We start from the raw sequence: 22,449 nt of genomic DNA, 5'->3' as shown, positions 1-22,449 counted from the left end.
AAAGCACTTTGAAATTCCAATGAATTGGCATAAAACCTGCATAAACTTTTACTGAATCGAAGAATAAAAAGGAGGAAAAATGATGGTAAATCGTGATGAAAAACAATTTTTAAATTTGCCCTTTACAGGAATATGTACTTTTGGGAAATACCCGCTTTGTCCTGATCTTGATCAATTAGATGCTGATGTAGCGGTTATCGGAGTGCCAAATGATATGGGGACACAATGGAAGTCTGGCGCAAGAATGGGGCCAAGAGGCATCCGTGAAGGCTCTACATTATACAGCTTTGGACTGGAAGGTGCTTATGATATTGAAAATGATATCATGTATCTCGGCCCGGATTGGAAAGTAGTAGATTGTGGCGATGTGGACATGGTGCACGGGGATATTATGCAATGCCATGAGAACACAGAAGAAGCCATTCGAAAAATAGTGTCAAAAGGTGCCATGCCGGTCGTATTGGGCGGCGATCATTCCATTACAGCAGCAGTAGGGAAAGGCCTGGAAGAACTCGGCCCATTCCATGTCATTCAAATAGATGCCCACTTGGATTGGGCCGACCATCGTTCCGGTATGCGCTATGGACATGGAAACTGTATTCGCCGTTTATCTGAGTTAGATCATGTTCAGAACATTTTTCAATTCGGCATCCGTGGTATCAGCAGCAGCAAAAAAGAAGACGTTGATGCAGCAAGAGACTATGGAAGCGTGATTTTATCACCCCGTCAAATGAGAAAAATGGGCCTTGAACAAGTGCTGGAGCAAATTCCAGCAGGTGAAAAATATTATGTAACCATTGATATTGATGGCATTGATCCATCTATCGCACCTGGAACAGGAACCCCTTCCCCGGGCGGCCTTCTTTACGATGAAGTAAATGAGTTGTTGGAAGGAATTGCAAAACGGGGCGAAGTCATTGGTTTTGATTTAGTGGAGGTTGCTCCCCCCTATGATCCTACAGGAATGACTGAACAAGTCGCGGCGCGTATTTCACTGGATTTACTTAGCTATGTTTTAAAAGAAAAAGAGAAAAAGAGAAATAAAGAAGAAGTTCTTTCTTCCCAAGTATAAAACCGCATGGGGCGTCCAATAAGTCTGTTTTTGACTTTTGGATGCCCCTTTACATATGGCACAATGTAATTTTCGATTATAAGTAACCGTTGGCATGATACCTTTTTACAGCATAATAATTAACAACAAGAGTCCCTTAAAAACTCCCCCGCAAATGAAAAGCTAGTTGAATTTTTAAAAAATCTTCATAATTGTCTAATTCAAGACCCAGAATATCTTCGATTTTTTTTAGGCGCTTGTAAAGAGTGTTGGGATGTATATGAAGCTTTTTAGCTGTTTTAGATGCCGAGCGGTTCATGATGATATAGCTAAGCAGTGTCTTTTCTAACTCACTATTCGTCTCTTCCTCGTCCATTAATGCACCCAATATTTCATCCGAAAAGTCTTTGACCTCTTCAGGTGATTGGTGGAGAAACAAGCGATTGATTCCAATTTGCTTATATTGAATGACGCCCTCCTCATTACGTATTGTTAAATAGGAAAGTGCTTTTACTGCTTCATGATAGCTTTTTTTAATGAATTCAATGCCTGTATAAGGATTTCCAATTCCTATACTAACTCCTATAACATCTTGATGTCTCCGCTCCTTGATAATAGAGCTTATTTCTTCTGTAAAAGCTTTTAGTTCTGCCGGACTTTTAAACGAAGCCAAAATAGTTACCTTGTTATTCAATCCAAATATTAATAAATCTTTATTCTTTATATTCTTTTTTATGGTTGAAATAAACTGATGGACGATGGCCTCTAGCATTCTTAAATCTGAACAAGCCGGGATTTCCGCCAATGCTACACAAAAATAAGAGGATACGTTCAGTCCAAATTCTTTTCCTTTTGACAGAAGCCATTCAGGATCTTCATGTTGCAGCAGCTTATTAAAATATTCGTGTATTTTTTTATAATAGACATCAGTCAGTGTTTGCTCCTTAACTGCCTCTAGTGAAAGAATCGTTCCTCCTTGCTCAACCGTTGTTTGGGCGATCTTTGAAAGCTCCCCTTCCACCTTTACAATTAAACAGCCAAGAAAAACCGTACCGTCTGTAATCGGATATAAATAGTAGCGCTCTTGATAAATATCAGAAACATCGATCAAAACAGGGCTCCTTCTTTCAGAAAAAATCAGAGAGATTTCTTCTACACTAAATGGACGCGAGCTGCTTTTTATGTTCGATATATACTCATCTTTTATAAAGTTAATATAAAAAACAGGCGTGTCGAGCATCCGTCTTAAAGCTGCAATAATCGAAGCAGGCCCTTTATTTTGCAAAGAAAGACTCGTGAGTGATCTATGCACGTTATCACGTTCTGAAAGAAATTTATTTTTTTCTTTTAATTGTTGACTTAACATAGTAACTTCGTTTAATCGAATTTTTAATTCATCGTAGAGCTTTGCATTTTGAATGGCGATGGCCGCTTGATCTGCAAACACTTTAAGAAGTTCGAGATCGCGGCTAGTTAGTTTTCCCTTCCGATAAAATTGATGGACCGCTAGTACACCGATTCGCTTTTGTCCAATGGTCACAGGCGTACATAACATCGCTTTAATGGCATGCCCGTCTGAAGCGGCCATAAGGATATCAAAATTTGCTTTACTAATATGATAATTGTCCATTTCATCAAAGATCTCTTCCTTCGTCTGAAATAGCCTTGGCTTCCCGTCGTGAAACACAATCCCGGTAATCGCCTCCTTCACTTGTATTTTAAATTGCTTTATTGAATGGTTAAAACCAATAGAAGCCTTCACAGCTAAACACTCTGAGTCGTAATCAAACAACTGTAAAAAACCGGCATCGGCACCAGGAATAACATTAATGGCACTGCTGATGATCGCTTCTAAGCAATTCTTTTCATCAAGAGAAGAAATTGCGCTAATCCCTTCAATTAAATGCTCTAGTTCTATATCTTTTGTCCGAATGACCTCTTGCTGGTAAATCAGATAGAAAAACGTATACAGTTGTTCAAGCCGCTCTGTAATATCTGAATAGGCATCCTGTGAAGCCCAAACGAGCACTTCACAGTCATCCGGATAAAAAAACGAGACAAATCGATTCCCATTGTTTTGGTAGACTGTATACTTCTCTATTTTCTTCGTTGCAGCTTCTGGAAGAGGGAGGGAGTATTCCTCCCTCCCGTTTTCATATATAAGCCGAAATTGATGATTTCGGTTATTCCGCATCCATACCTTAACCATTAAGGAGTCAAGCTGCTCCTGAATCAATGATGAAATAGAAGGATAAGATTTCACATTCACACCCCTTTCTACAGTGTGTAATTCCACACTCAAATTAACTATATTGGTTGCAAGTGAACATTGCAATTAATATTTAGAAAATTTTATAATTTTAGAAAAGATATTGAAAGCGCTTTAATATCCTAAATGCTTGGGACCAAGAAGTACTACGCAACAAAAGGTTTTTTAAGAACAATTTATTAGGAGGGATATGGATGGGAACATTTTCACAACAGAAAAACAAAAAACACTTTATTCTTGGTCTGCTGTTTGCTGGCTGGCTTCTTAGCTATCTTGACCGAATGGTAATGGGGGTTGCAGTGGTTGCCATCAGTCAAGACTTTCAGTTGGATCCTGCCTCTATCGGTGTTGTTCTAAGCAGCTTTTTTGCCGGCTATGCCCTGATGCAAATTCCGGGAGGATGGTTAAGTGATAAATACGGTTCTAGAAGAATCGTCATATTCTCTATCATCGCCTGGTCTATATTCACCGTTTTAAGCGGATTAGCTTGGTCACTCACTTCACTGCTTATCATTCGTTTCTTGTTTGGTCTCGGTGAAGGCGGCTATCCTTCCGCGAGCCAAAAAGCAATTGCTGAGTTTTACTCTAAAAAGGAACGAGCCAAGGCCTCTTCCTTCATGATGTCCTCTAACAGCTTTGGAATCGCTCTCGCTCCATTAATCGCGGCCCCGATGTTGGTTTGGCTAGGATGGCGTTGGATGTTCGTTGCCATTGGCGCGGCAGGGCTTATTATGGGAGTTCTTTTTTGGAAGCACCTTCATCCTCCAAAAAAATCAGAATGGGATGACAGTGAACGTGTGAGTAAAACTAAAGTTCCGCTGAAAACTCTTTTGAAATCACCTTCCCTCTGGAAAATTATGATTATGTGGTTTGGCGCTGATATTGTTGTTTGGGGATTGGCCGGCTGGATGCCTTCTTATTTAATTAAGGAACGGGGCATGGGAATTCTTTCAACTGGTGTTCTTGCCTCTTTGCCTGCCATTGCCTCAGGACTTACTGTGATGTTCGGTGGTGTACTCCTTGAAAAGTTTTTTAGCGGCCGGGAGAAGTACTTTACAGGAGTCGGCATGATCTTAACTTCAATTTGTTTATACTTTATATTTGCGTCATCCTCTGTAGTCGGCGTCATTACATTCTATATATTAAGTATGACGTTTGTATCGACTGCCATTATTACCACCTACTCATTGCCGCATAAATTACTGTCTAAAGAGATTATTGGCTCAGCCATGGGCTTTATCAATATGGGAGGGCAAGCAGCAGGGTTTTTAGCACCGCTCGTGATGGGCTTTTTAATCAGTGGATTCGGCACATATAATGCAGCTTTTTGGTTTTTAATTGCAGGGGCAGTCGTATCCGTCATTGCCGCTTTCACCATTGCCAATAATGAAAAGAAATTTAACACGGAAAGTTCAAAAGCGGCGGGACAATAAAACGTTTTAGCCTATGTTTTTAAGGTTGTGAAATTTTCATTAAGATAGAAAATTTCTTCTCACCTTATTCTACTACTTTTAATTTCAAAACCTTACTACTCACAACTAGAAGGAGGAAGTTTCATACATGACGAAGCACAATTTATGGGAATGGATCAATCAATATGAACAAAAATTGAACGATATTGCCCTCAATATTTGGCATAAACCAGAAGTAGCCATGAAGGAAGAATACGCCTCTAATCTGCAAGCTTCTGTATTAGAAGAGGCAGGGTTTCATGTAAAACGAAATATTGCAGGCATGCAAACGGCTTTTATTGCTGAATATGGAGACGGGAAGCCGATTTTGGGGGTATTAGGTGAATTTGACGCCTTACCCGGTTTATCCCAAGAGCTTATAGCCGCTCGCCGTCCTATTGAACAAGGGGCCCCCGGTCACGGATGCGGCCATAATTTATTAGGAACTGCTGGTCTTGGAGCCTCTTTATCTATTAAAGAAGCTCTCGAGAAAGGAGAAATTTCTGGTACCATTCGTTATTACGGCTGCCCAGCGGAAGAAACATTAACCGGAAAGGTCCTTATGGCAAAAGAAGGCGTATTTGATGATTTGGACGCTTGCTTCACTTGGCATCCAGCCCCCATTACAGCAGTGTGGGGTTCCTCCACATTAGCGATGAACTCTATCAAATTTAAGTTTACCGGTATTGCTTCCCACGCCGCTGCAGCACCGCATATGGGCAGAAGCGCCTTAGACGGTGTGGAATTAATGAACATTGGTGCGAATTATCTTAGAGAGCATATTGTGGATGCGGCTCGGATTCATTACTCTATCACAAATGGCGGACATGAGCCAAATATCGTCCATCCGGAGGCAGAGGTATGGTATTATATCCGTGCTCCTCATAGAGAAGAGGTAGAAGAAATAACAGAGAGACTGAAAAAGATTGCTTCTGGTGCTGCGATGATGACCGAGACAGAGGTTGAATCACAGCTTCTCGCCGGCTGTTATGATACGCTATCGAACCGTGTGTTAGAAGATGTTTTATATCACAATATGACAGAGATCCACTCTCCACACTTCACAGAAGAGGACTACCAATTTGCCGAGGAAATTTGTACATCATATACTCAAAGCCAAAAACGCAGTGTTATGCAGACCTATCATGCACCAGACTATATCAATCGAATGGTCCTTCACGACTCAGTTGAAGCCACGTTTGATCAGGGAAAAATTGCTCCAGGCTCCACCGATGTTGGGGATGTTAGCTGGATTACTCCGCTTGCACAATGTTTAATAAGCTGCTGGCCAGTAGGGACTGCTCCACACACATGGCAATCAACAGCTGCCTCCGGTTCAGGAATCGGCTTAAAGGGGATGATTTTTGCAGCAAAAACAATCGCCGGGGGTTTATATGACCTATACAGCGATGCCAGAAAGATCGAACAAGCAAAAATGGAATTTGAAACCCGCACGAAGGATAACAGGTATAGGCCTGCTCTTCCTGTATAAAGACGGAATGTGCCTATGATATCCACTAATAATCAAAAAACCGGCAGCTGCAAAACTGTCGGTTTTTTCTATTTTATTTAAACCAATATGGTCCCCTTTCCAATTTAAAAACGTTCACTATGACGATGTTCAAGAAATCATCAAGTTCCATGTTGTAGGCGAGCTTTGTCTCCGTAGTTGAAGTCAAGTCACTGTCATCACTTTACAATTTATCTTCTTAGGGGCTTCTTGTTTATCTTGCTCCACACTCATCGTTTACTCCTCTTTCCTTTTTGTAAGTAACGTTATTTTAAGAGCTGATAAACTTTTTAAGCTCTGAGAGAAGCTCGATTTTGCACTGAAAGCATTTTTCTCGAGTATAGTAGGGTAGTTCGGTGCAAAATTAGCTGTTATATTATAGAAGGACTATTCCAATTTTCAAAATCGTTTTAAGAAAACCAATATTTCGAGAATGAATACTCAAGGAATGATTTAAAAGGCTGTACTTAGGTCGGTGCGAAAGGAAGAATAGTACTTGGCTTGGAAATAGGAGAGAATAAAATATGCTGCGTTTAAAGGGAGTAATGATGATTGTAATCGGATCCATACTTTGGGGAGTAACAGGAGTAATCGTTGAATGGTTATTGGTGAACACGCATCTATCCACCTCATTTTTGCTGACAATCCGATTAGCATTCGCCGGAATATTTTTATTGGCATTCTTACTTATTAGCAAAAAAGATATTATGTCTGTATGGAAAACTCCATCCTGGCGATACCAGCTTATTATATTTAGCATTGTCGGAATGTTGGGCATTCAATATACGTTCGTGGCAGCAATCGAAGAAAGCAATGCTGTTTTTGCTACATTGTTACAATTTTCTGCTCCGATTTTCGTTACACTATATGTTTCACTAAAGAATAAAAAGTTTCCGCCGCAATACCAAATGGTTGGAATAGCCGGTACATTAGTTGGCCTCTATTTATTAATGACGAATGGGTCTCTAGGAAACTTGTTAGTAAGTCCAATAGCGATATTTTGGGGAGTCGGCTTAGGTCTTACGTATGCTTTTTATATCTTATACCCGGCAAGGTTAATGGCGGAGTGGAGCATTTTAATGATTGTTGGATGGGCGATGCTAATTGGGGGCGTTGTTCTTGGCGTTATATCTGGAGCGTGGAAGCCTGATGAATGGTTGCTTCTCACTCAGGATCACGCGGCGCTTATGATTAGTGTTTTAATAACATTAGGCACGATAGCTTATGTTCTCTTCCTAACGAGTATGAAGTATATCAGCGCCGTAGAGGCGAGCATACTATCCAGTCTAGAGCCTCTATCCGTGATGCTTATTTCAGCCATTTGGTTAGGAACGGTATTGCAAAGCTTCCAATTGATCGGTGTTTTGCTAATGATTTTGTTTGTTACGTGGCTATCCATTGGAGGAAGAAAAATTAATTTAGGCAGAAAAAATACAAAGAGCTTGAAGAGCTAAAAATGGTAATCTTTAGCTTTAATTATAATACAAAGTAATCCAAATAATCCCTCACTTTAAAGCGAGGGATTATTTGAATTAAAGAAAGAGAGTATTTTTTTAAAAAGATTCAATCAAAGCACGCTCTTAATATGTTCAATTGAATCCTTCTTTTATAAAAAAAGTGGGATCATTTTTATGCCTCTTATTCCATTAAAGCGCTCGTTTGTTTAATAAGAATTAGAATCACAGGGAAAACGTTCAAAAACTTATAAATAGAAAACTTTTTACAGTAGTTAAAAAAGAATCTTTGCAGCGAAAAATAAACATGATGGATAACATGATTACAAAAATCCGGTCAGGCACTTTATACTCGGTTGGTAATCAAAAAGTTCGAACCAATGCCTACATTAGTTAGTTTTTTAATCACACGGACTTACAACTACCTCTTCTTTTACATAAGCGAGTACCATATCTGGAAGTACATAGTCCCCTTCTTGAACCTCAATGGACTGGATTTCACCGCTGACCCCCATCATGACTGAATAGAGGACTCCCGCTTGCCCTTTGATAATAAATAGTGGCTCCCATTCATAAATTCTCGTTTTCTCCTTTACAAGAATTTGTTGAATAACTCCTTGATAAGGACTTATAATCCATTCTTCAAACAATGGTACTCAACTCCTCTTTTTTGCTAGTAGGCATATACTTTTTTTCTCATTTATTGCAATTCACATGCTTCGGCAAGAACTTCAACTAAATGCAAGGTTTGCACCTGATCAGATGTTCCCTGCCTTTCCGTGCCTAGCCTCATCTGCAGTAAGCAACCTGGATTCGCTGTGACAATAGTGGCTGCTTTCGTTTTCTTTACGTTTTCCATTTTTGCATCCAAAATTTTCATTGATTCTTCAAAATGAAGAAGATTATAAATCCCGCCAGAAGCACAGCAACGGTCGCTGCCTTCCATTTCAATAAATGTGGCACCGGGAATCGATTTCAAAAGGAGACGCGGTTCTTGATGCACCCCCTGGACATTACGCAAGTGGCAAGAATCCTGATAGGTAATCATTCCTTGCCATTCTTTTTTAAAAGGGAGCGGGCCATATTGAACTAACATTTCACTAATATCTCTGGATTTGTTTACAAATTCTTTTGCCCGCTCATACCAAGATGCGTCGTCAACTAACAAATGATCATATTCTCTTAACATGGCACCGCATCCTCCCGCATTATTAATATAATAATCGGCTCCAGAGCGTTCAAATGCTTCAATGTTTCTTTTTGCCATCTCCTTCGCTTGCTTCATCATTCCCTGGTGGGCATGCAACGCGCCGCAGCAGTTTTGTGTCTTAGGAATGATCACTTCACAGCCAATTGAGGTAAGCAACTCAATTGTTAAGCGGTTTGTCCGGTACATCATAGCATCCATAATACACCCTGCGAAAAAGGCTACGCTTGCTTTCGTTTCCCCTTTAGCCGGTATTGTCGTCCCCCACTTGTTTCTTTTAGCCGGTGCCTCCAATAAAGGAAGGATCTTTTCCATCTGCGCCATCGGTTCAGAAATTTTATCAATGATTTTTCCTTTGCGGATTACTTTATTGAGCCGGCTGCTTTGATAAAACCTGGTGAGATTTCCTACAAAGCGTAACCGCTTCGGGTATGGAAATACACTTGACAATAGGATACTTTTTACTTTATCTCCAAAAGGGAATTGTTTCTCCTCTGCTTGTTTCTCGGCAATCACTTCTTTTGCAGATTCAAGAATATGTCCATAAGGAACACCTACAGGACAAGCCACTTCACAGGCACGGCAGCCTAAACATAAATCGATTGGCTCAGCCAAGTCTTGCTGAATATCAATTTTTCCTTCAGCGGCCATTTTGACGAGATTAATCCTCCCTCTCGGCGAAGCGGATTCCTTTCCCATCGATTCATATGTTGGACAAGCGGGTAAGCAATACCCACATTGCACACATTGGTTTGTCGCATCATAAGACAAATCAAACAGCTTTTGCGCTTTGCCATCTAAATTGCTTATTTGCTTGCTTGAAGGCAATGAACTCATGATGTTAATACCACCTTTGTTTGTCCATGTTCAGGAAAAATTTTCCCAGGATTGAGAATGTTATGCGGATCCCATGCCTCTTTAATTTTTTTCATCATCATCAACCCGTCTTTCCCCAATTCCATTTCCATATACGGAGCTTTCAGAGTACCGATTCCGTGCTCTCCTGATAGTGTTCCGCCCAAAGAAACAGCTGCTTCAAAAATTTCACTTACTGCATCCTCCACTCGCTTCATTTCCTCAATATTACGTTTATCGGTGATAATGTTTGGATGCAGATTTCCGTCTCCAGCATGACCAAATACAACAAGGTTCAACTGATAGGTTTCACGAATTTCTTTCAGTCTCTCCATCATAGCTGGAATTTGACTGCGCGGGACAGTGGCATCTTCCGAAATTTTGGTTGGTCCTATCTGTGTGATAGCCGGGGATACCATTTTTCGTGCTTTCCAAATACTCATTCGCTCTTCTTCATTTTGGGCAACTCGCACGTTAGTCGCCCCGGCTTGCAGGCAAATGGATTCGCATCTCTTTATTTCTTCCTTTAGCGCCGTTGGATGTCCATCTACTTCTACAATAATGAGAGCTTCTGCATCCAAAGGCAAACCAGATGGGCTAAAATTCTCCACTGCCCGAATACAAGCATTGTCCATCAATTCCATCGCACTAGGCAAAACACCAGCTGATAAAATATGGGTAATAGCATGACCAGAGTCTACTAAACGATCAAAAGATGCTAATAATGTTTTCCGTGCCTGCGGTTTAGGAATTAGACGTAAAATCGCTTCTGTGACAATCCCTAGTGTTCCTTCCGATCCTACAATGAGGCGGGTCAAATCATAGCCAGTCACATTTTTCACTGTTTTTCCACCGGTATGAATAATCTCTCCGGTTGGGGTGACGACTTCTAGGCCAATTACATACTCTTTTGTGGTACCGTATTTCAATCCTTTGGGCCCACTCGAGTTCTCTAGTAAATTTCCGCCAATCGTTGAAACATTAGAACTGCTTGGGTCTGGGGGATAAAATAAGCCTGCTTCCTCTGCTTTCTTGTGAATATCAGCCGTAATCACTCCTGGTGAGACAATTGCCAACAAATTCTCACGGTCGATCACCAGCTTCTTATTTAATCGCGTCATGTCCAAAACCATGCCGCCTTTGACCGGAAGCGGCCCCCCACTAAGCGAGGTAGCGGCTCCTCTCGGATAGACGGGAATCCTATATTTATTTGCCAACTTTACTAATTGACTAATTTCTTCTGCACTTATTGGCTGAACGGCAATCTCCGGTAAATATTCTCCAAAGGAAGCATCATAGCTATATGAGTATCGCTCTGCTAAATTAAGAAAGATCCGTTCTTCAGAGACAATTTGCTTAATTTCCTCTAAAACGTGCTTTTCCACTTTTCTACCACTCCCTATATCTCTAAACCTATCAGCTACACATAGTAAGTTTTTCTTAATAAATAAAAAAGCTTACTATATGTAGCAAGCCATCCGAACGGCATGTTTTTTGATTAAAAAGAGATCCTTGTATTTGTATAATATAAAGTTAATCTTTCAAGATAATAAGGGAGGAGGAGAAAGCAAAGAGAAGAAGATCAAAGGGATTTTAATAAAGAAAGCCATTATCATTCCTAACACTTCTTCATATTGCCTCTTTCTAGCCTCCTCACTCCAAAACGGATGGGGCTGCCGCCACGGCTTTCTCTGTTTTAGTTATGTCTTCTTGTTGCCTATCTTACCCGCTCATCATTAAGCGTAAATTTCAGTTAATGAACTTTTGATAATATCAAGTGCTTGATCGATCTCCTCTTTCGTAACGGTTGTCGGAGGCATAAAACGAATCACATTTCGATCTACGCCGCAAGATAATAGAATAAGTCCTTTCTCTAATGCCTTCTCTCTTAATCTAGCAACAGCATTGACATTCGGCTTTCCATCCTCTTGTAAAAATTCAACCCCGATCATTAATCCTAAACCACGCACTTCTTTTATGTCAGAGTACGTTTGCTTCAATTCATGAAGTCTATCCATAAAATACTGGCCCATCTTCACCGCATTGTCCAATAGACCCTTTTCTAACAATTCAATAACCGCTAACGAAGCAGCACAAGAAACTGGATTTCCGCCATATGTACCTCCGTGTGTTCCAGCCGGCCATTGATTCATAATTTCTTCCTTTGCCACTAGAGCACTTAATGGAAACCCATTCGCAATCCCTTTGGCAAGCGTGATCATATCCGGCTGTACGCCGAAATGCTCCCAAGCAAACATTTTTCCTGTACGGCCAAACGCACTTTGCACTTCATCAAACACCAGCAAGATGCCATGCTGATCACAAATCTCACGTAATGCCTTAATGAAAGAAGCAGGCGGTACAATATAACCTCCTTCTCCTTGGACCGGCTCAAGAATGATCGCGGCCACTTGATCAGGCGTAATAAGGAAAGAAAACATTTCCTCTAAATTTTCTAAACAACGTTTTGTTTCTTCTTCCTCAGATAAACCAGAACGGAAGGCATATGGATACTCGGCATGATATACGCTAGGCAGCAAACCTTCATAATCTTTTCTATACGCCGCACTAGAAGCTGTTAAGGTTGTTGTCGCTAATGTACGGCCATGAAAGCTGCGCTTAAATGCAATAATACCTGGGCGTTTCGTTGCCTTTTTAGCTAATTTAATGGCGGCTTCATTTGCCTCTGCTCCACTGTTTGCAAAGAATACTTTGTGATTTCCCCCATTTAATTGCACTAGCTTCTCAGCTAAGTCGATATAGGAAGGATAGTACACCACATTGTGCCCGGGATGTACCATCGCTTCCATCTGTTCTTTCGCTTTTTCGATCACATACGGATGATTATGCCCCACATTGGTTACGCCAACGCCGCTGGCAAAGTCCAAGCATCTCTTCCCATCTTCTGCCCACAAATAGGATCCTTCCGCTTTTACGATTCCTAATTGTGTCACCCGCCCAGCTACCGGGGGAAACAGTTGTGCCGCTCTATCAGATAGTAATTTGCTTGTCACATTCGCCATTTTTCTCTCTCCATTTCTTTTTATTCAAGGCTGCCAGGCACATCATTTCAAACATTACGTTTGCGGCTAAGGCTGCTGTAATATCACCAGAATCATAGGCAGGAAGCACTTCTACAACGTCGAATCCAATGAATGAAATATCCGTTAGCTGTCGCAATATTTGAAAAGCCTCCCGCGGATAAATCCCTCCTACTTCCGGTGTTCCTGTTCCGGGAGCAAATGCGGGATCTATAAAATCAACGTCAAAAGAAAGAAAAACTTTTTTATCTTTTACTCTGTCTTTAATTTTGGATAAAAGCATAGGAATTCCCATGTTTATGAGTTCTTCTGTTGTGATCACTTCGAAACCTAATTCCCGTGAATCATCAAACTCTTGCAGACTGTTCATTGAACCTCGCATTCCAATTTGAATGGAATGGCTTGGATCCAATAATCCTTCTTCTACTGCCCGGCGAAATGGAGTGCCATGTGTGTATTTCTGCCCAAAGTAACTGTCTACTGTATCTGTATGGGCATCAAAATGCAGCAGGGCAACCGGTCCATGGTGCTTTGCTGCTGCCCGCAATTCACCTAAGGAGATAGAATGATCGCCTCCCATTACGATTGGGACAATGCCTTTTTCATACATTGGGGCAAGCGTGTCTACCATGTTACGGTATGTATCTTGAATATAGCCTGGTACCACTGGAACATCGCCATAGTCTACCGCGGAAATATAATCAAAAATATTAATTTGATGGTAATAAGATGAACAGCGAACGAGCGAAGAAAAATTCCGGATGGCCTGAGGCCCTAGTCTGGCACCTGTTCGAAACGTTTGACCGGTGTCAAATGGAACCCCGACTACCGACACATCAACATCCTCTAATGTTTTTACGTGAGGCAGCCTCATAAATGTGCTAATCCCGCTAAAACGCGGCTGAGAAAATGTAGAATCCTGTTTGTATTTAACCATGCTGTTCCCTCCAAGTTTATATTTTATTCATAATGTTCAGTTAATTTATTTTGTTTATCATGTCTTCAAAATTTCCATACTTGAAATAGCTATAATTTGCAAGAAAAATGGCAAGAACCCGATGGATATACCTATTGGTTTTGTAGGAAGTGTGTGGAGTAATGATCAAATTATCGGTCGACCACAATGGATGCCCATACTCTAAAGGCTCACTCTTAAACACATCCAACGCTGCTCCTCCTATTTTCCCTGCTTGTAATGCCTGTATGAAGTCCTCTTCCACAATCAAATCTCCTCGACCTACATTAATGAAAACAACACCATCTTTCATGAAGTCGATCGTTTCTTTCTTGATTAAATCTCTCGTTTCTATCGTAGAAGGAAGTGCAGAACAGATATAATCACATTGTGGAAATATCTCTGCTATTTGATGCAATGAATAGATTTCATCAAATCCCTCCACGTGGTTCCCACTTCGATTCACACCTAAAATGTTCATACCAAAAACTTTCGTTTTTCTTGCTATCTCCTGGGCAATGTGTCCGGTACCAAGTATACATATTGTTTTGCCGTGGAGTTCAAACATCTCTTCTGAATCGGCCCATATCTTATTTTTCTTTAAAACTTGAAACTTCTCTATTTTTTTGGCAAAGTGCAACATCGCTCCTAGCACATATTCACTGATCGAAATGGCATGAACACCCTTAGCTGAAGTCACGTGTATATTCTTTTTCTTAATCATATTGTGTGGAAGCTGTTCCGTACCGCTGCTCATCGTTTGAATCCATTTTACATTAGGAAGCTGCTCTAGTTCTTCAGCCGTAATCGCATCATCAAAATTACCATATGTTAGGATGCATTCAACCTGCTGTTTTTCTGCTTCTGAAAGAAGGGTAATTTTATTCTGAACCACGTTTTTTTGAGTTTCCTCTCTTATCCTCTGAAGTTGTTCTTTCAATAAGTCACTAGAAGTGCATAGAATCATTTATTCACCCCCTTGTTATTTCACTTGGCTTACTTATAAATTATCATTGACGATCACAATTGTGAAATCGACAAACTCTATGGTTAGTATAGTGACTTTCAATACCACTTGATCTCTGCCAATATGATGCACTAAAACTTCTTTTCTCCCAATGCGTTAGAAACAATTATGGCAAGAAGACAGCTAACAGCTTTAATTTGTGTTAAAATATTTATTATTTAGAAAATGGTTCAAGTGTACTATCTAGGAGATGATCACATGGAATTACGGAACTTAAAAACCTTTCAAACAGCAGCCGAGTTTTTGAATTTCACTAAAGCTGCAGAACACCTAAACTTTACCCAGCCCACTGTTACAGCGCAAATTCAATCCCTCGAACAAGAACTAAATCAGCAATTGTTTATGCGAGTTGGCAAAAAAACATACTTAACTCCTGCTGGCAAAATGCTGAGAAAATATACAGATCAGCTCTTTGTGATTATAGAAGAAATCGAATCATCATTTGCGGAACTGGGAACACCGCATGGCAGCCTAAAAATTGCGGCTCCAGAAATTTACTGTACGAACTACTTCCCTTCCCTTATCTCCGAATATTTAAAAACGTATCCTGATGTTCAGGTTAAGCTGATTTCGTGTAACAGTAATGAAGTAATGAAAGGAATTGAAACAGATCTATATGATATTGGCATTATCGCTGGGGAAGTATCAAAAAGCGGAATTAAAAATATTTTTCTAGAAGAAGAAGATCTTATCCTAGTTGTTTCCAAAAGATTATATGAAACTTACTCCACCGAGCAGCTCCTCACAGAATTTCCGTTCATCAAGTATCGAATTGATGGAAACTTTGATGCATTAGCCAAAAAGTATTTACACAATTCTAAGTTTTACCCTAAAAAAATCATTGAATTTGGAAGCGAAGAAGCGATCAAAAGGGCGGTACTAAATCAAACTGGCATTGCGCTATTAGCGAGTAATCTTGTAAAAAAAGAAATTATGAACAACGAACTCGTTCCCATTCGTTTAACAGAGGAAAATTTCACTTTTAAAACTTCTCTTATTGTGTTAGAAGAAAAAGCAAATTTGGTTACCTTCAAATCTTTTTGTGATGTTCTGCAGTCGCTATGGTCAAAAAGTCACAAATTGGAGTAGGAGTAAAAGAGGTTTTTAGAGAAGAGCAGATCAACTCAATATTTTAAAGGAAGAATTTTTCTACGAGCTGCAGTATGGCCCATTAAAAAGGAATCTCCTCTGTGCAGACTGTCTATCTCGTCTTACAGAAGGGATTCCTTTTGTCAAAAATAAGAACTAAGATAGGTGAAGCTCCAGCTAGCAGCTTCCAAAAAGCAGATGGGGAACAGGATAAAAGTTATATTGATTTTAATAGTAAACTAACTTTAACCGATTCTATTTACACTTTTTGATAAAGACAGCTTTTCAATGAGACATGGCACCAAAGCATGGTTAACTTAAAAGTTTTCCAAGCTTTTGAATCCCCTGAATGATTTCTTCTTTTTGACTGTAGCTAAACGAAAGACGAAGAAACTCGCTTCCGTCCTTTTGATTCAAGAAAAAATACTTCCCGGGAATGTAGGAAACACCTTCAACTAGAGCCTTTTCTAACAAGCAAGATGTCTCTATACCCGGAATTTTCACCCATACAAAGTAACCGCCTTCCGGCACATGCCAAGTAACGGATGACGGAAGAAATTGTTCAAGTGCCTGAATCATGGTGTCACGCTTAGTTCGATACTCTTCTCTTAACAATGTAAGCCGTTGCTCAAACTCAACGTTTTCCAAGTATGCAGCCATCGTTGCCTGAGCAAATGGGTGATCTAAATCTTTTTTAAACCAAGCAAAAGCAGATACAAGCTCTCGATCTCCTACTACCCATCCAATCCGCATTCCGGGTGCCACTACCTTAGATAATGAGCCAATATGTAAAACTCTCCCTGCTGAATCATTAGCTTTAATAGGTGTGGGACTATCCAAAAACGCTAATTCCCCATATGCATCATCCTCTACGATAAGGAAATCAAATTTTATGGAAAGCTCTAATAAATGGCTTCGTCGTTCTGGTGTCATCGTCGTTCCCGTTGGATTATGAAATGATGGGATCGTATATAAAAAACGCGGCAGAGTGAGGCCATCACGTTTTCGTTCCGTCAGTATAGTCTCTAATGTATTCGTTTGTAGCCCTCTTTCATCTACAGGAATAGTAATAATCTGATTGGTGTAATTTTGAAAAATCTCAAGAGCCTCCATATAGCTGGGAGATTCAACAGCAATAGCCGTCTCTTCATCTAGCAAGGTTCGTGCAATTAAATCAATTGCCTGACACCCTCCAGAAGTGATAAGAAGCTCCCCTTCCTGAACGCTAATGCCACGCTCTTCTAATCTTCTCTGTAATTGCCGCTGTAAGCTTTTTATCCGTGGGCTTCCAAGGTAATGAAGCGGTAAATCATGTTCCTCTTGAATAAGCTTATCTACAGCAGCCTTTATTTGTTCTGACGGTATAAGTTCAGGCGCCGGATAGCCCGAACTCAAACGAATACACCCCTTTGGAAGAGCGGGCATCCAAGCCCCGGGCGGATTGTTTTTAAGTGCCGCTTTTGTCGCTTTAGGAAACAAAGACTGATCATTCATGTTCATTTTACCCCCTTCGCTTTTCTCATCGCTAGTAGTAAAAAACTGCAAATACAGCCTGCAATTGTGCAAGCAGTACAACTATTTTAACAGACTTGAATATAATTTTTGCTATAGCGTTCCATCATCAGCCACAAAAAAACGAGGCACTAAACGCCTCGTTTTCTCATGTTTTTCCATCTGTTTTCAGATAAGATGATGTTATAACACTTGAATTTTCTTAGATTCATCTGTATCGTTTCGTTGAGGCTTTTTAGATGATGAATCCATATATGAGAGCAGCACAATGGTGATTAAGCTAGTTGCCAGTCCATATAAAATAGGCTCAGTAGCCGTAATGCCCAATACCCATAGGCTGCCTAAAATAACCGCTGTACTGGCAATAATCGAGTAGAATGCAGCTCGAGCTGTAATCCTCTTCCAGAATAGTCCAAACACGATTGGGAAGAACAGTGCACCTGATAGGACAGCATAAGCAACATCTAATGCCCCAAGAATATCTTGAATCCAAATAGCACAAACAATTGAAAATACTCCAATAGCCAATGTAGTTAACCGTGAAACTCTTAAATACTTCTTCTCACTCATGTTAGGTATGAAAAAGCGCTTAATAATGTCATTGGAGATTAACGTAGAACAAGCAATGATGGTTCCAGAAGCTGTAGACATAATAGCGGAAGCAATACTCGCTAGTATAATTCCTAATATTCCCGGCGGAAGAAAATTCACAGCCATTTCAGCAAATGTATTTTGCGGATCATCGATGTTCGGGAGCAGCACAAACGCACACATTCCGATAATACTTAAGGCAACCGCGTAAAGAATAGCATAGATTCCTGCCCATATTGCTCCCTGTCTCGATATCTTTAAGTTTCTAGCCGTGAAGAGTCTTTGCCAAATATCCTGACCAACCATTAGACCAAGCGTGAATAGAATGAGATATTGAAATACCTTATCTCCACCTATGTTCGCCAAATCCAAGTAAGCAGGAGGAACACTTGCTTGTACAGCCGCCCAGCCGCCAGCTTTAGAAAGACTGGTCGGCAGCATAATGAAGAAAATACCAATGGTCATAATAACAAATTGGACAATATCTGTCATGGTGACAGACCACATGCCTCCTAACATCGTATAAAGAAATACAACTCCTGCGCTTACAATAATACAAAGAGGCAGATTCCAGCCAAGCCATACACTGAGCAGTGATCCCAGCCCAATCATTTGAGCAACGGTAAGCATTAACGTATAAAGAGTAGAAACGAGTGCACTAACCAGTCGCGTTTCTTTGCTAAAGCGCTCTTCCAGCATTTCGCTGATTGTCAGTACTTTTAAGCTTAATATTTTTTTAGATAGAAAAATTCCCAAACAAATGACGCCTATGCCAATTGAAGTGACCATCCAAATTCCTGATAGGCCAAATTGATAGCCTAGCTTGGCTGTTCCTAGAGTAGAAGCTCCTCCGATCATCAGTGCCGCCATACAACCAAGGTACATTGGAAAATTTAGATTACGCCCCGCCACCGCATATTCCTCTGAATTGGTAGCGCGTTTTGCTCCTAATACCCCTACACCAGCAATAAGTGCAAAATAAAGAAGAATAATTGAAATATCAAGTGAGCCCATATGCTTCCCCTTTCTTTTACCATCCTTTTAATTAAACTTTTCATTTAAATTGTTATCGCTTACATAAGTAACAAAGCTATAAAAAAACTTTAGCTCCTCCTTTCTTATTATCCTTAAATTTGTTTCCTTTATAGTCCTTATGATTTATAAATATAGCATCTTTACAGAAAATTTTGAAATCGGCAAATTCTATGGTTATGATAGCAAATTTTTATTCTTTCTCAGATGATCTCTATACTTTATGAATAGTGCTCCTCCGAGACACTGTCTCTTTCAACCAAGAAGGTCCGAAAGCACGAGAATACTGTCATCCTGATAAAATAAGCGGCAATGCCAGTCCACTAAGGATGTATGAACAAAAATCCGTGTGCCGTACAGTATTTCTAAGCTGTAAACTTAAACTCCGGGCCACACGGATTCTTGCAAGCTTTATTGTACCGATTATAAATATACTTACTAGTCAGATTTATCTAAACTATATCAGTTTCTTTTCGCTGCTTCCTTATTCTTTAAAATTTTCCCGTTTGATTCAGTATCATTACCGATATTTGTCACCTAAAAGAGGGTGGATAAGATGATAACATCAAACTATCTAAAAATTAACCTCTTATTAGTGTCTCATCTGGCAGATCGGTTGATTTTTCAAGATGTCGTCGTTTCTTCAATGCGGTCAACGTAATCATTTCATAAATAATAGAAGAAGCTAGAACCGCGGTAATTTCGTTAGCATCGTATGACGGCAGTACTTCCACTAAGTCAAATCCAACGACATTTAATCCATCTAGTCCCCTTACATACTCAAGTGCTTCATAGCTCGTCGGCCCCCCTACTTCAGGAGTCCCTGTTCCAGGCGCATACGCCGGATCAACAAAATCAATATCGTAGGAAACAAAAACTGGCTTATCTTTTGTTCGCTCATGTATACGTTCCATCACCTTTGAGAATCCTATTTTGCGCACTTCTTTCATCGGTATAACTTCAAATCCTAGCTTACGTGCATCTTCAATGTCATCCGGACTGTAGAGCGGGCCACGCATTCCTACTTGAATAGAATGATCCACATCAATTAACCCTTCTTCTACCGCACGGCGAAATGGTGTGCCGTGCATGTACTTTTCCCCGTAGTAGTTATCCCACGTATCACCGTGCGAATCGAAATGTACTAGGGCAATCGGACCATACTTTTTATAAAAGGCCCGCAAATTCCCAAGAGAAATCGAATGATCTCCTCCCATAATGACCGGTGTAACATCCTTTTCTAAAAGCGGTTCAAGCCCAGCCACAATATTATCATATGTACGGTGAATATTCCCTGGAATCACATCAATATCCCCGTAGTCCACACCTGAGCAGTATTCAAAAATGTCAATGTCCATATCAGGATTATACGGCCGAAGCAATACAGAAAAATCACGAATATGCTGAGGGCCAAGACGCTGCCCTGTACGATTGGATGCGGCTGTGTCAAAAGGAACACCGAGCACGGCAAAGTCAATGTTGTCTGTCGTCTGGATTTGTTCTAGTCTCATAAACGTACGGACACCGCAAAAGCGGGGAGATTTAGAAGAATCTTTTGGTCGGTACATGTAAATAGCCTCCTATGCAATAAAATGAATAATGTTCACTCTCATAATCTTATTGCAATAATTGTGCCAGCTTTATTTTTCAATGAGGAAGCTATTTCACTAAGAAACATTAAGTCACTTTTGCATTAACAGAGGTAAAATTAATTCATAATTGACTTAAAATGCATTTATGAATTAATTTGATATTTGTTTAGCTTTCTCACAACGCTAGATTGGCTAATGCCCAAATAATCCGCCATCTCATAAGTAGTTTTATACTGTCTGGCCGCCCGCCTTAACCAGCGAATTTCCACTTCCTCTATAGCCTTGCGCAAGGAGGCCCCCGTTTCTTCCATCTCCTCTAGTGTTCCCTCATGTTCCAGCGGGTGAGGATTAACCCCTAAATAGAAAGGAAGAGCTTGCGGATAGATCATCCGATTTTCTGTCGTTACAACGAGACGCTCGATTAGATTCTCTAATTCGCGCACGTTTCCCGGCCACTCGTAAGCAAGGAGCTCATTGATTGTCGTGACATGAAAGATTTTATTAGATTCATATTTTTCATTAAACTTTTTTAGATAAAAATTGCACAAGGATAAAACATCCTCTTTTCTCTCTCTTAAAGAAGGAATGTTAATGGGGATAACATTGAGACGGTAAAAAAGATCTCTTCTAAACTTTCCTTCCTTCACCATTTGCTCCAAGTCCCTATTCGTTGAAGCGATAATACGAAAGTCAATCGTTTTTGGTTCCGTTCCACCGATTCTCGTTACCCTTTTCTCTTGAATGACTTTTAGAAGCTTAACTTGAAGGGCTAGTGGCAGTTCCCCTACTTCATCAAGAAAAAGCGTACCGCCGTTTGCCGTTTCAATCAATCCCGCCTTTCCTTCTCTATTAGCTCCCGTAAAGGCCCCTCTCTCATAACCAAACATTTCTGATTCGAAAAGCGATTCTGGAATCGCACTGCAATTCACTTCAATAAATACTTCATCCTGTCTTCGGCTTCCTTCATGGACAGCCCGGGCAAATACATTTTTTCCGACACCGGATTCTCCTAAAAACACAACGGTTGCATCCGACTTTGCCACTCGCTGAATAAGCTGCCATATTTGACGAATCTCTTTACTTTTCATTACGGTTTCGCCAAAGTACTCCTCTTTTTCCCTTAACTCCTTAATTTCTGACTGGTAATAAGCCATCTTCATTCTTAGTTCTTCGTAATCTTCTTTTAAATGCTGAATTTCCGTTAAGTCATGAGAAAAACTAATGACACGAACGATTTCTCCCTCATCATTAAATACAGGTAAAGCGGTAGCCATTACAATCCTGCCAGTCGATGTGTATTGCATTAACTGCACTTCCTTTTTCTCCTGTAAAACTTTCTTCGTGACAGAGGGAGAAAAAATGTTTTTTTGCTCTAATTCCTCAACATTTACGCCAATTAGCTTATTAGCTGCCTCTCCATAAATGGACAAGCAGCTGGGGCTCGCTCTTAGGACGACACCGTCACCATCTGTAATGACAATATTGTCATTTGAGGCGGCCAAAATCGCTCTCAACTCTAATTCTCTTATATCCTCCATTCTCTATTCCTCTCCTCACTTAAACATACTTGCTATAAATAAAGCATGAATTAAATAGATTGCTTGCATTCAACTATTGGATTTTAAAAAGCCACAAAAGCGCTTGTATGAAACGGTTAGAGAAAAAAGCTTGGTAACATGAAGATATCCAATATTCCTTCCTTGTCGCTGTGGCAGCCAACAATCATTGTCTTTCCGGAAGTCTTTATTTGATGATGCCCTTGGCTTTATTATATACAAAAAAGCCGATAATCCTCCGCATACAATCCGGAAAA

At 40.3% G+C, this 22,449-nt stretch carries 16 protein-coding genes; 5 read left to right on the top strand and 11 right to left on the bottom strand.

What is annotated here, in order from left to right:
• The first annotated feature begins 82 nt into the window (after positions 1 to 82).
• On the top strand, positions 83 to 1,072 hold the full coding sequence (speB, locus tag A8F95_RS18985) for an agmatinase (protein ID WP_077247446.1): 990 nt from the start codon (positions 83 to 85) through the stop codon (positions 1,070 to 1,072).
• Positions 1,073 to 1,208: 136 nt separating this feature from the next.
• Here speB (A8F95_RS18985) and A8F95_RS18980 read toward each other — a convergent pair whose 3' ends face one another.
• Positions 1,209 to 3,314 carry a helix-turn-helix domain-containing protein gene (locus A8F95_RS18980; protein ID WP_065411975.1) on the bottom strand — a complete coding sequence of 702 codons (2,106 nt, stop codon included), beginning with the start codon at positions 3,312 to 3,314 and terminating at the stop codon, positions 1,209 to 1,211.
• A 200-nt stretch (positions 3,315 to 3,514) separates the two neighbouring features.
• Here A8F95_RS18980 and A8F95_RS18975 point away from each other — a divergent pair, with 200 nt between their 5' ends.
• From A8F95_RS18975 to A8F95_RS18965, 3 genes are all read left to right on the top strand, one after another.
• Positions 3,515 to 4,753 carry an MFS transporter gene (locus tag A8F95_RS18975; RefSeq protein WP_065411974.1) on the top strand — a complete coding sequence of 413 codons (1,239 nt, stop codon included), beginning with the start codon at positions 3,515 to 3,517 and terminating at the stop codon, positions 4,751 to 4,753.
• A gap of 127 nt (positions 4,754 to 4,880) precedes the next feature.
• Complete coding sequence (locus A8F95_RS18970; protein WP_065411973.1) at positions 4,881 to 6,263, top strand: M20 family metallopeptidase; 1,383 nt, start codon at positions 4,881 to 4,883, stop codon at positions 6,261 to 6,263.
• 542 nt (positions 6,264 to 6,805) lie between these two features.
• Complete coding sequence (locus tag A8F95_RS18965) at positions 6,806 to 7,735, top strand: DMT family transporter (protein WP_065411972.1); 930 nt, start codon at positions 6,806 to 6,808, stop codon at positions 7,733 to 7,735.
• A 401-nt stretch (positions 7,736 to 8,136) separates the two neighbouring features.
• Here A8F95_RS18965 and A8F95_RS18960 read toward each other — a convergent pair whose 3' ends face one another.
• The 6 genes from A8F95_RS18960 to A8F95_RS18930 form a co-directional block, all read right to left on the bottom strand.
• Positions 8,137 to 8,385, bottom strand: coding sequence for a biotin/lipoyl attachment domain-containing protein (locus tag A8F95_RS18960; RefSeq protein WP_065411971.1), 249 nt, complete (start codon positions 8,383 to 8,385; stop codon positions 8,137 to 8,139).
• 50 nt (positions 8,386 to 8,435) lie between these two features.
• Positions 8,436 to 9,779: a (Fe-S)-binding protein gene (locus A8F95_RS18955; protein ID WP_065411970.1), complete on the bottom strand. Its 1,344-nt coding sequence runs from the start codon at positions 9,777 to 9,779 to the stop codon at positions 8,436 to 8,438.
• Positions 9,776 to 11,182, bottom strand: a complete 1,407-nt coding sequence (locus A8F95_RS18950) for an FAD-binding oxidoreductase (RefSeq protein WP_065411969.1) — start codon at positions 11,180 to 11,182, stop codon at positions 9,776 to 9,778. The genes A8F95_RS18955 and A8F95_RS18950 overlap by 4 nt, the downstream gene beginning before the upstream one ends.
• Positions 11,183 to 11,533: 351 nt before the next feature.
• A complete protein-coding gene (locus A8F95_RS18940) occupies positions 11,534 to 12,820 on the bottom strand; it encodes an aspartate aminotransferase family protein (RefSeq protein ID WP_065411967.1) in 1,287 nt (428 codons plus the stop codon).
• Positions 12,789 to 13,775, bottom strand: coding sequence for an agmatinase (gene speB / locus A8F95_RS18935; RefSeq protein WP_065411966.1), 987 nt, complete (start codon positions 13,773 to 13,775; stop codon positions 12,789 to 12,791). The genes A8F95_RS18940 and speB (A8F95_RS18935) overlap by 32 nt, the downstream gene beginning before the upstream one ends.
• Before the next feature lie 40 nt (positions 13,776 to 13,815).
• Positions 13,816 to 14,760 (bottom strand): D-2-hydroxyacid dehydrogenase, encoded by a 945-nt coding sequence (locus tag A8F95_RS18930; RefSeq protein ID WP_065411965.1) that lies wholly within the window; start codon positions 14,758 to 14,760, stop codon positions 13,816 to 13,818.
• Between the two features lie 258 nt (positions 14,761 to 15,018).
• On the opposite strand from A8F95_RS18930, the gene A8F95_RS18925 reads away from it, so the two are divergent.
• Positions 15,019 to 15,909 carry a LysR family transcriptional regulator gene (locus tag A8F95_RS18925; RefSeq protein WP_065411964.1) on the top strand — a complete coding sequence of 297 codons (891 nt, stop codon included), beginning with the start codon at positions 15,019 to 15,021 and terminating at the stop codon, positions 15,907 to 15,909.
• Positions 15,910 to 16,221: 312 nt separating this feature from the next.
• On the opposite strand, the gene A8F95_RS18920 is transcribed toward A8F95_RS18925, so the two are convergent.
• The 4 genes from A8F95_RS18920 to A8F95_RS18905 form a co-directional block, all read right to left on the bottom strand.
• Positions 16,222 to 17,403 (bottom strand): aminotransferase-like domain-containing protein, encoded by a 1,182-nt coding sequence (locus tag A8F95_RS18920; RefSeq protein WP_065411963.1) that lies wholly within the window; start codon positions 17,401 to 17,403, stop codon positions 16,222 to 16,224.
• A gap of 201 nt (positions 17,404 to 17,604) precedes the next feature.
• Positions 17,605 to 19,026 (bottom strand): sodium:solute symporter family protein, encoded by a 1,422-nt coding sequence (locus tag A8F95_RS18915; RefSeq protein WP_065411962.1) that lies wholly within the window; start codon positions 19,024 to 19,026, stop codon positions 17,605 to 17,607.
• Between the two features lie 599 nt (positions 19,027 to 19,625).
• Positions 19,626 to 20,612, bottom strand: a complete 987-nt coding sequence (gene speB / locus A8F95_RS18910; protein ID WP_065411961.1) for an agmatinase — start codon at positions 20,610 to 20,612, stop codon at positions 19,626 to 19,628.
• Positions 20,613 to 20,779: 167 nt separating this feature from the next.
• Positions 20,780 to 22,174: a sigma-54 interaction domain-containing protein gene (locus tag A8F95_RS18905; RefSeq protein WP_065411960.1), complete on the bottom strand. Its 1,395-nt coding sequence runs from the start codon at positions 22,172 to 22,174 to the stop codon at positions 20,780 to 20,782.
• Between the last annotated feature and the right edge of the window lie 275 nt (positions 22,175 to 22,449).

The sequence above is a fragment of the Pseudobacillus wudalianchiensis genome (assembly GCF_001685015.1).
Classification (GTDB): Bacteria; Bacillota; Bacilli; order Bacillales; family Domibacillaceae; genus Pseudobacillus; species Pseudobacillus wudalianchiensis.
The sequence above is the reverse complement of the archived record's forward strand: the minus strand, read 5'-3'. Positions and strand labels throughout refer to the sequence as shown.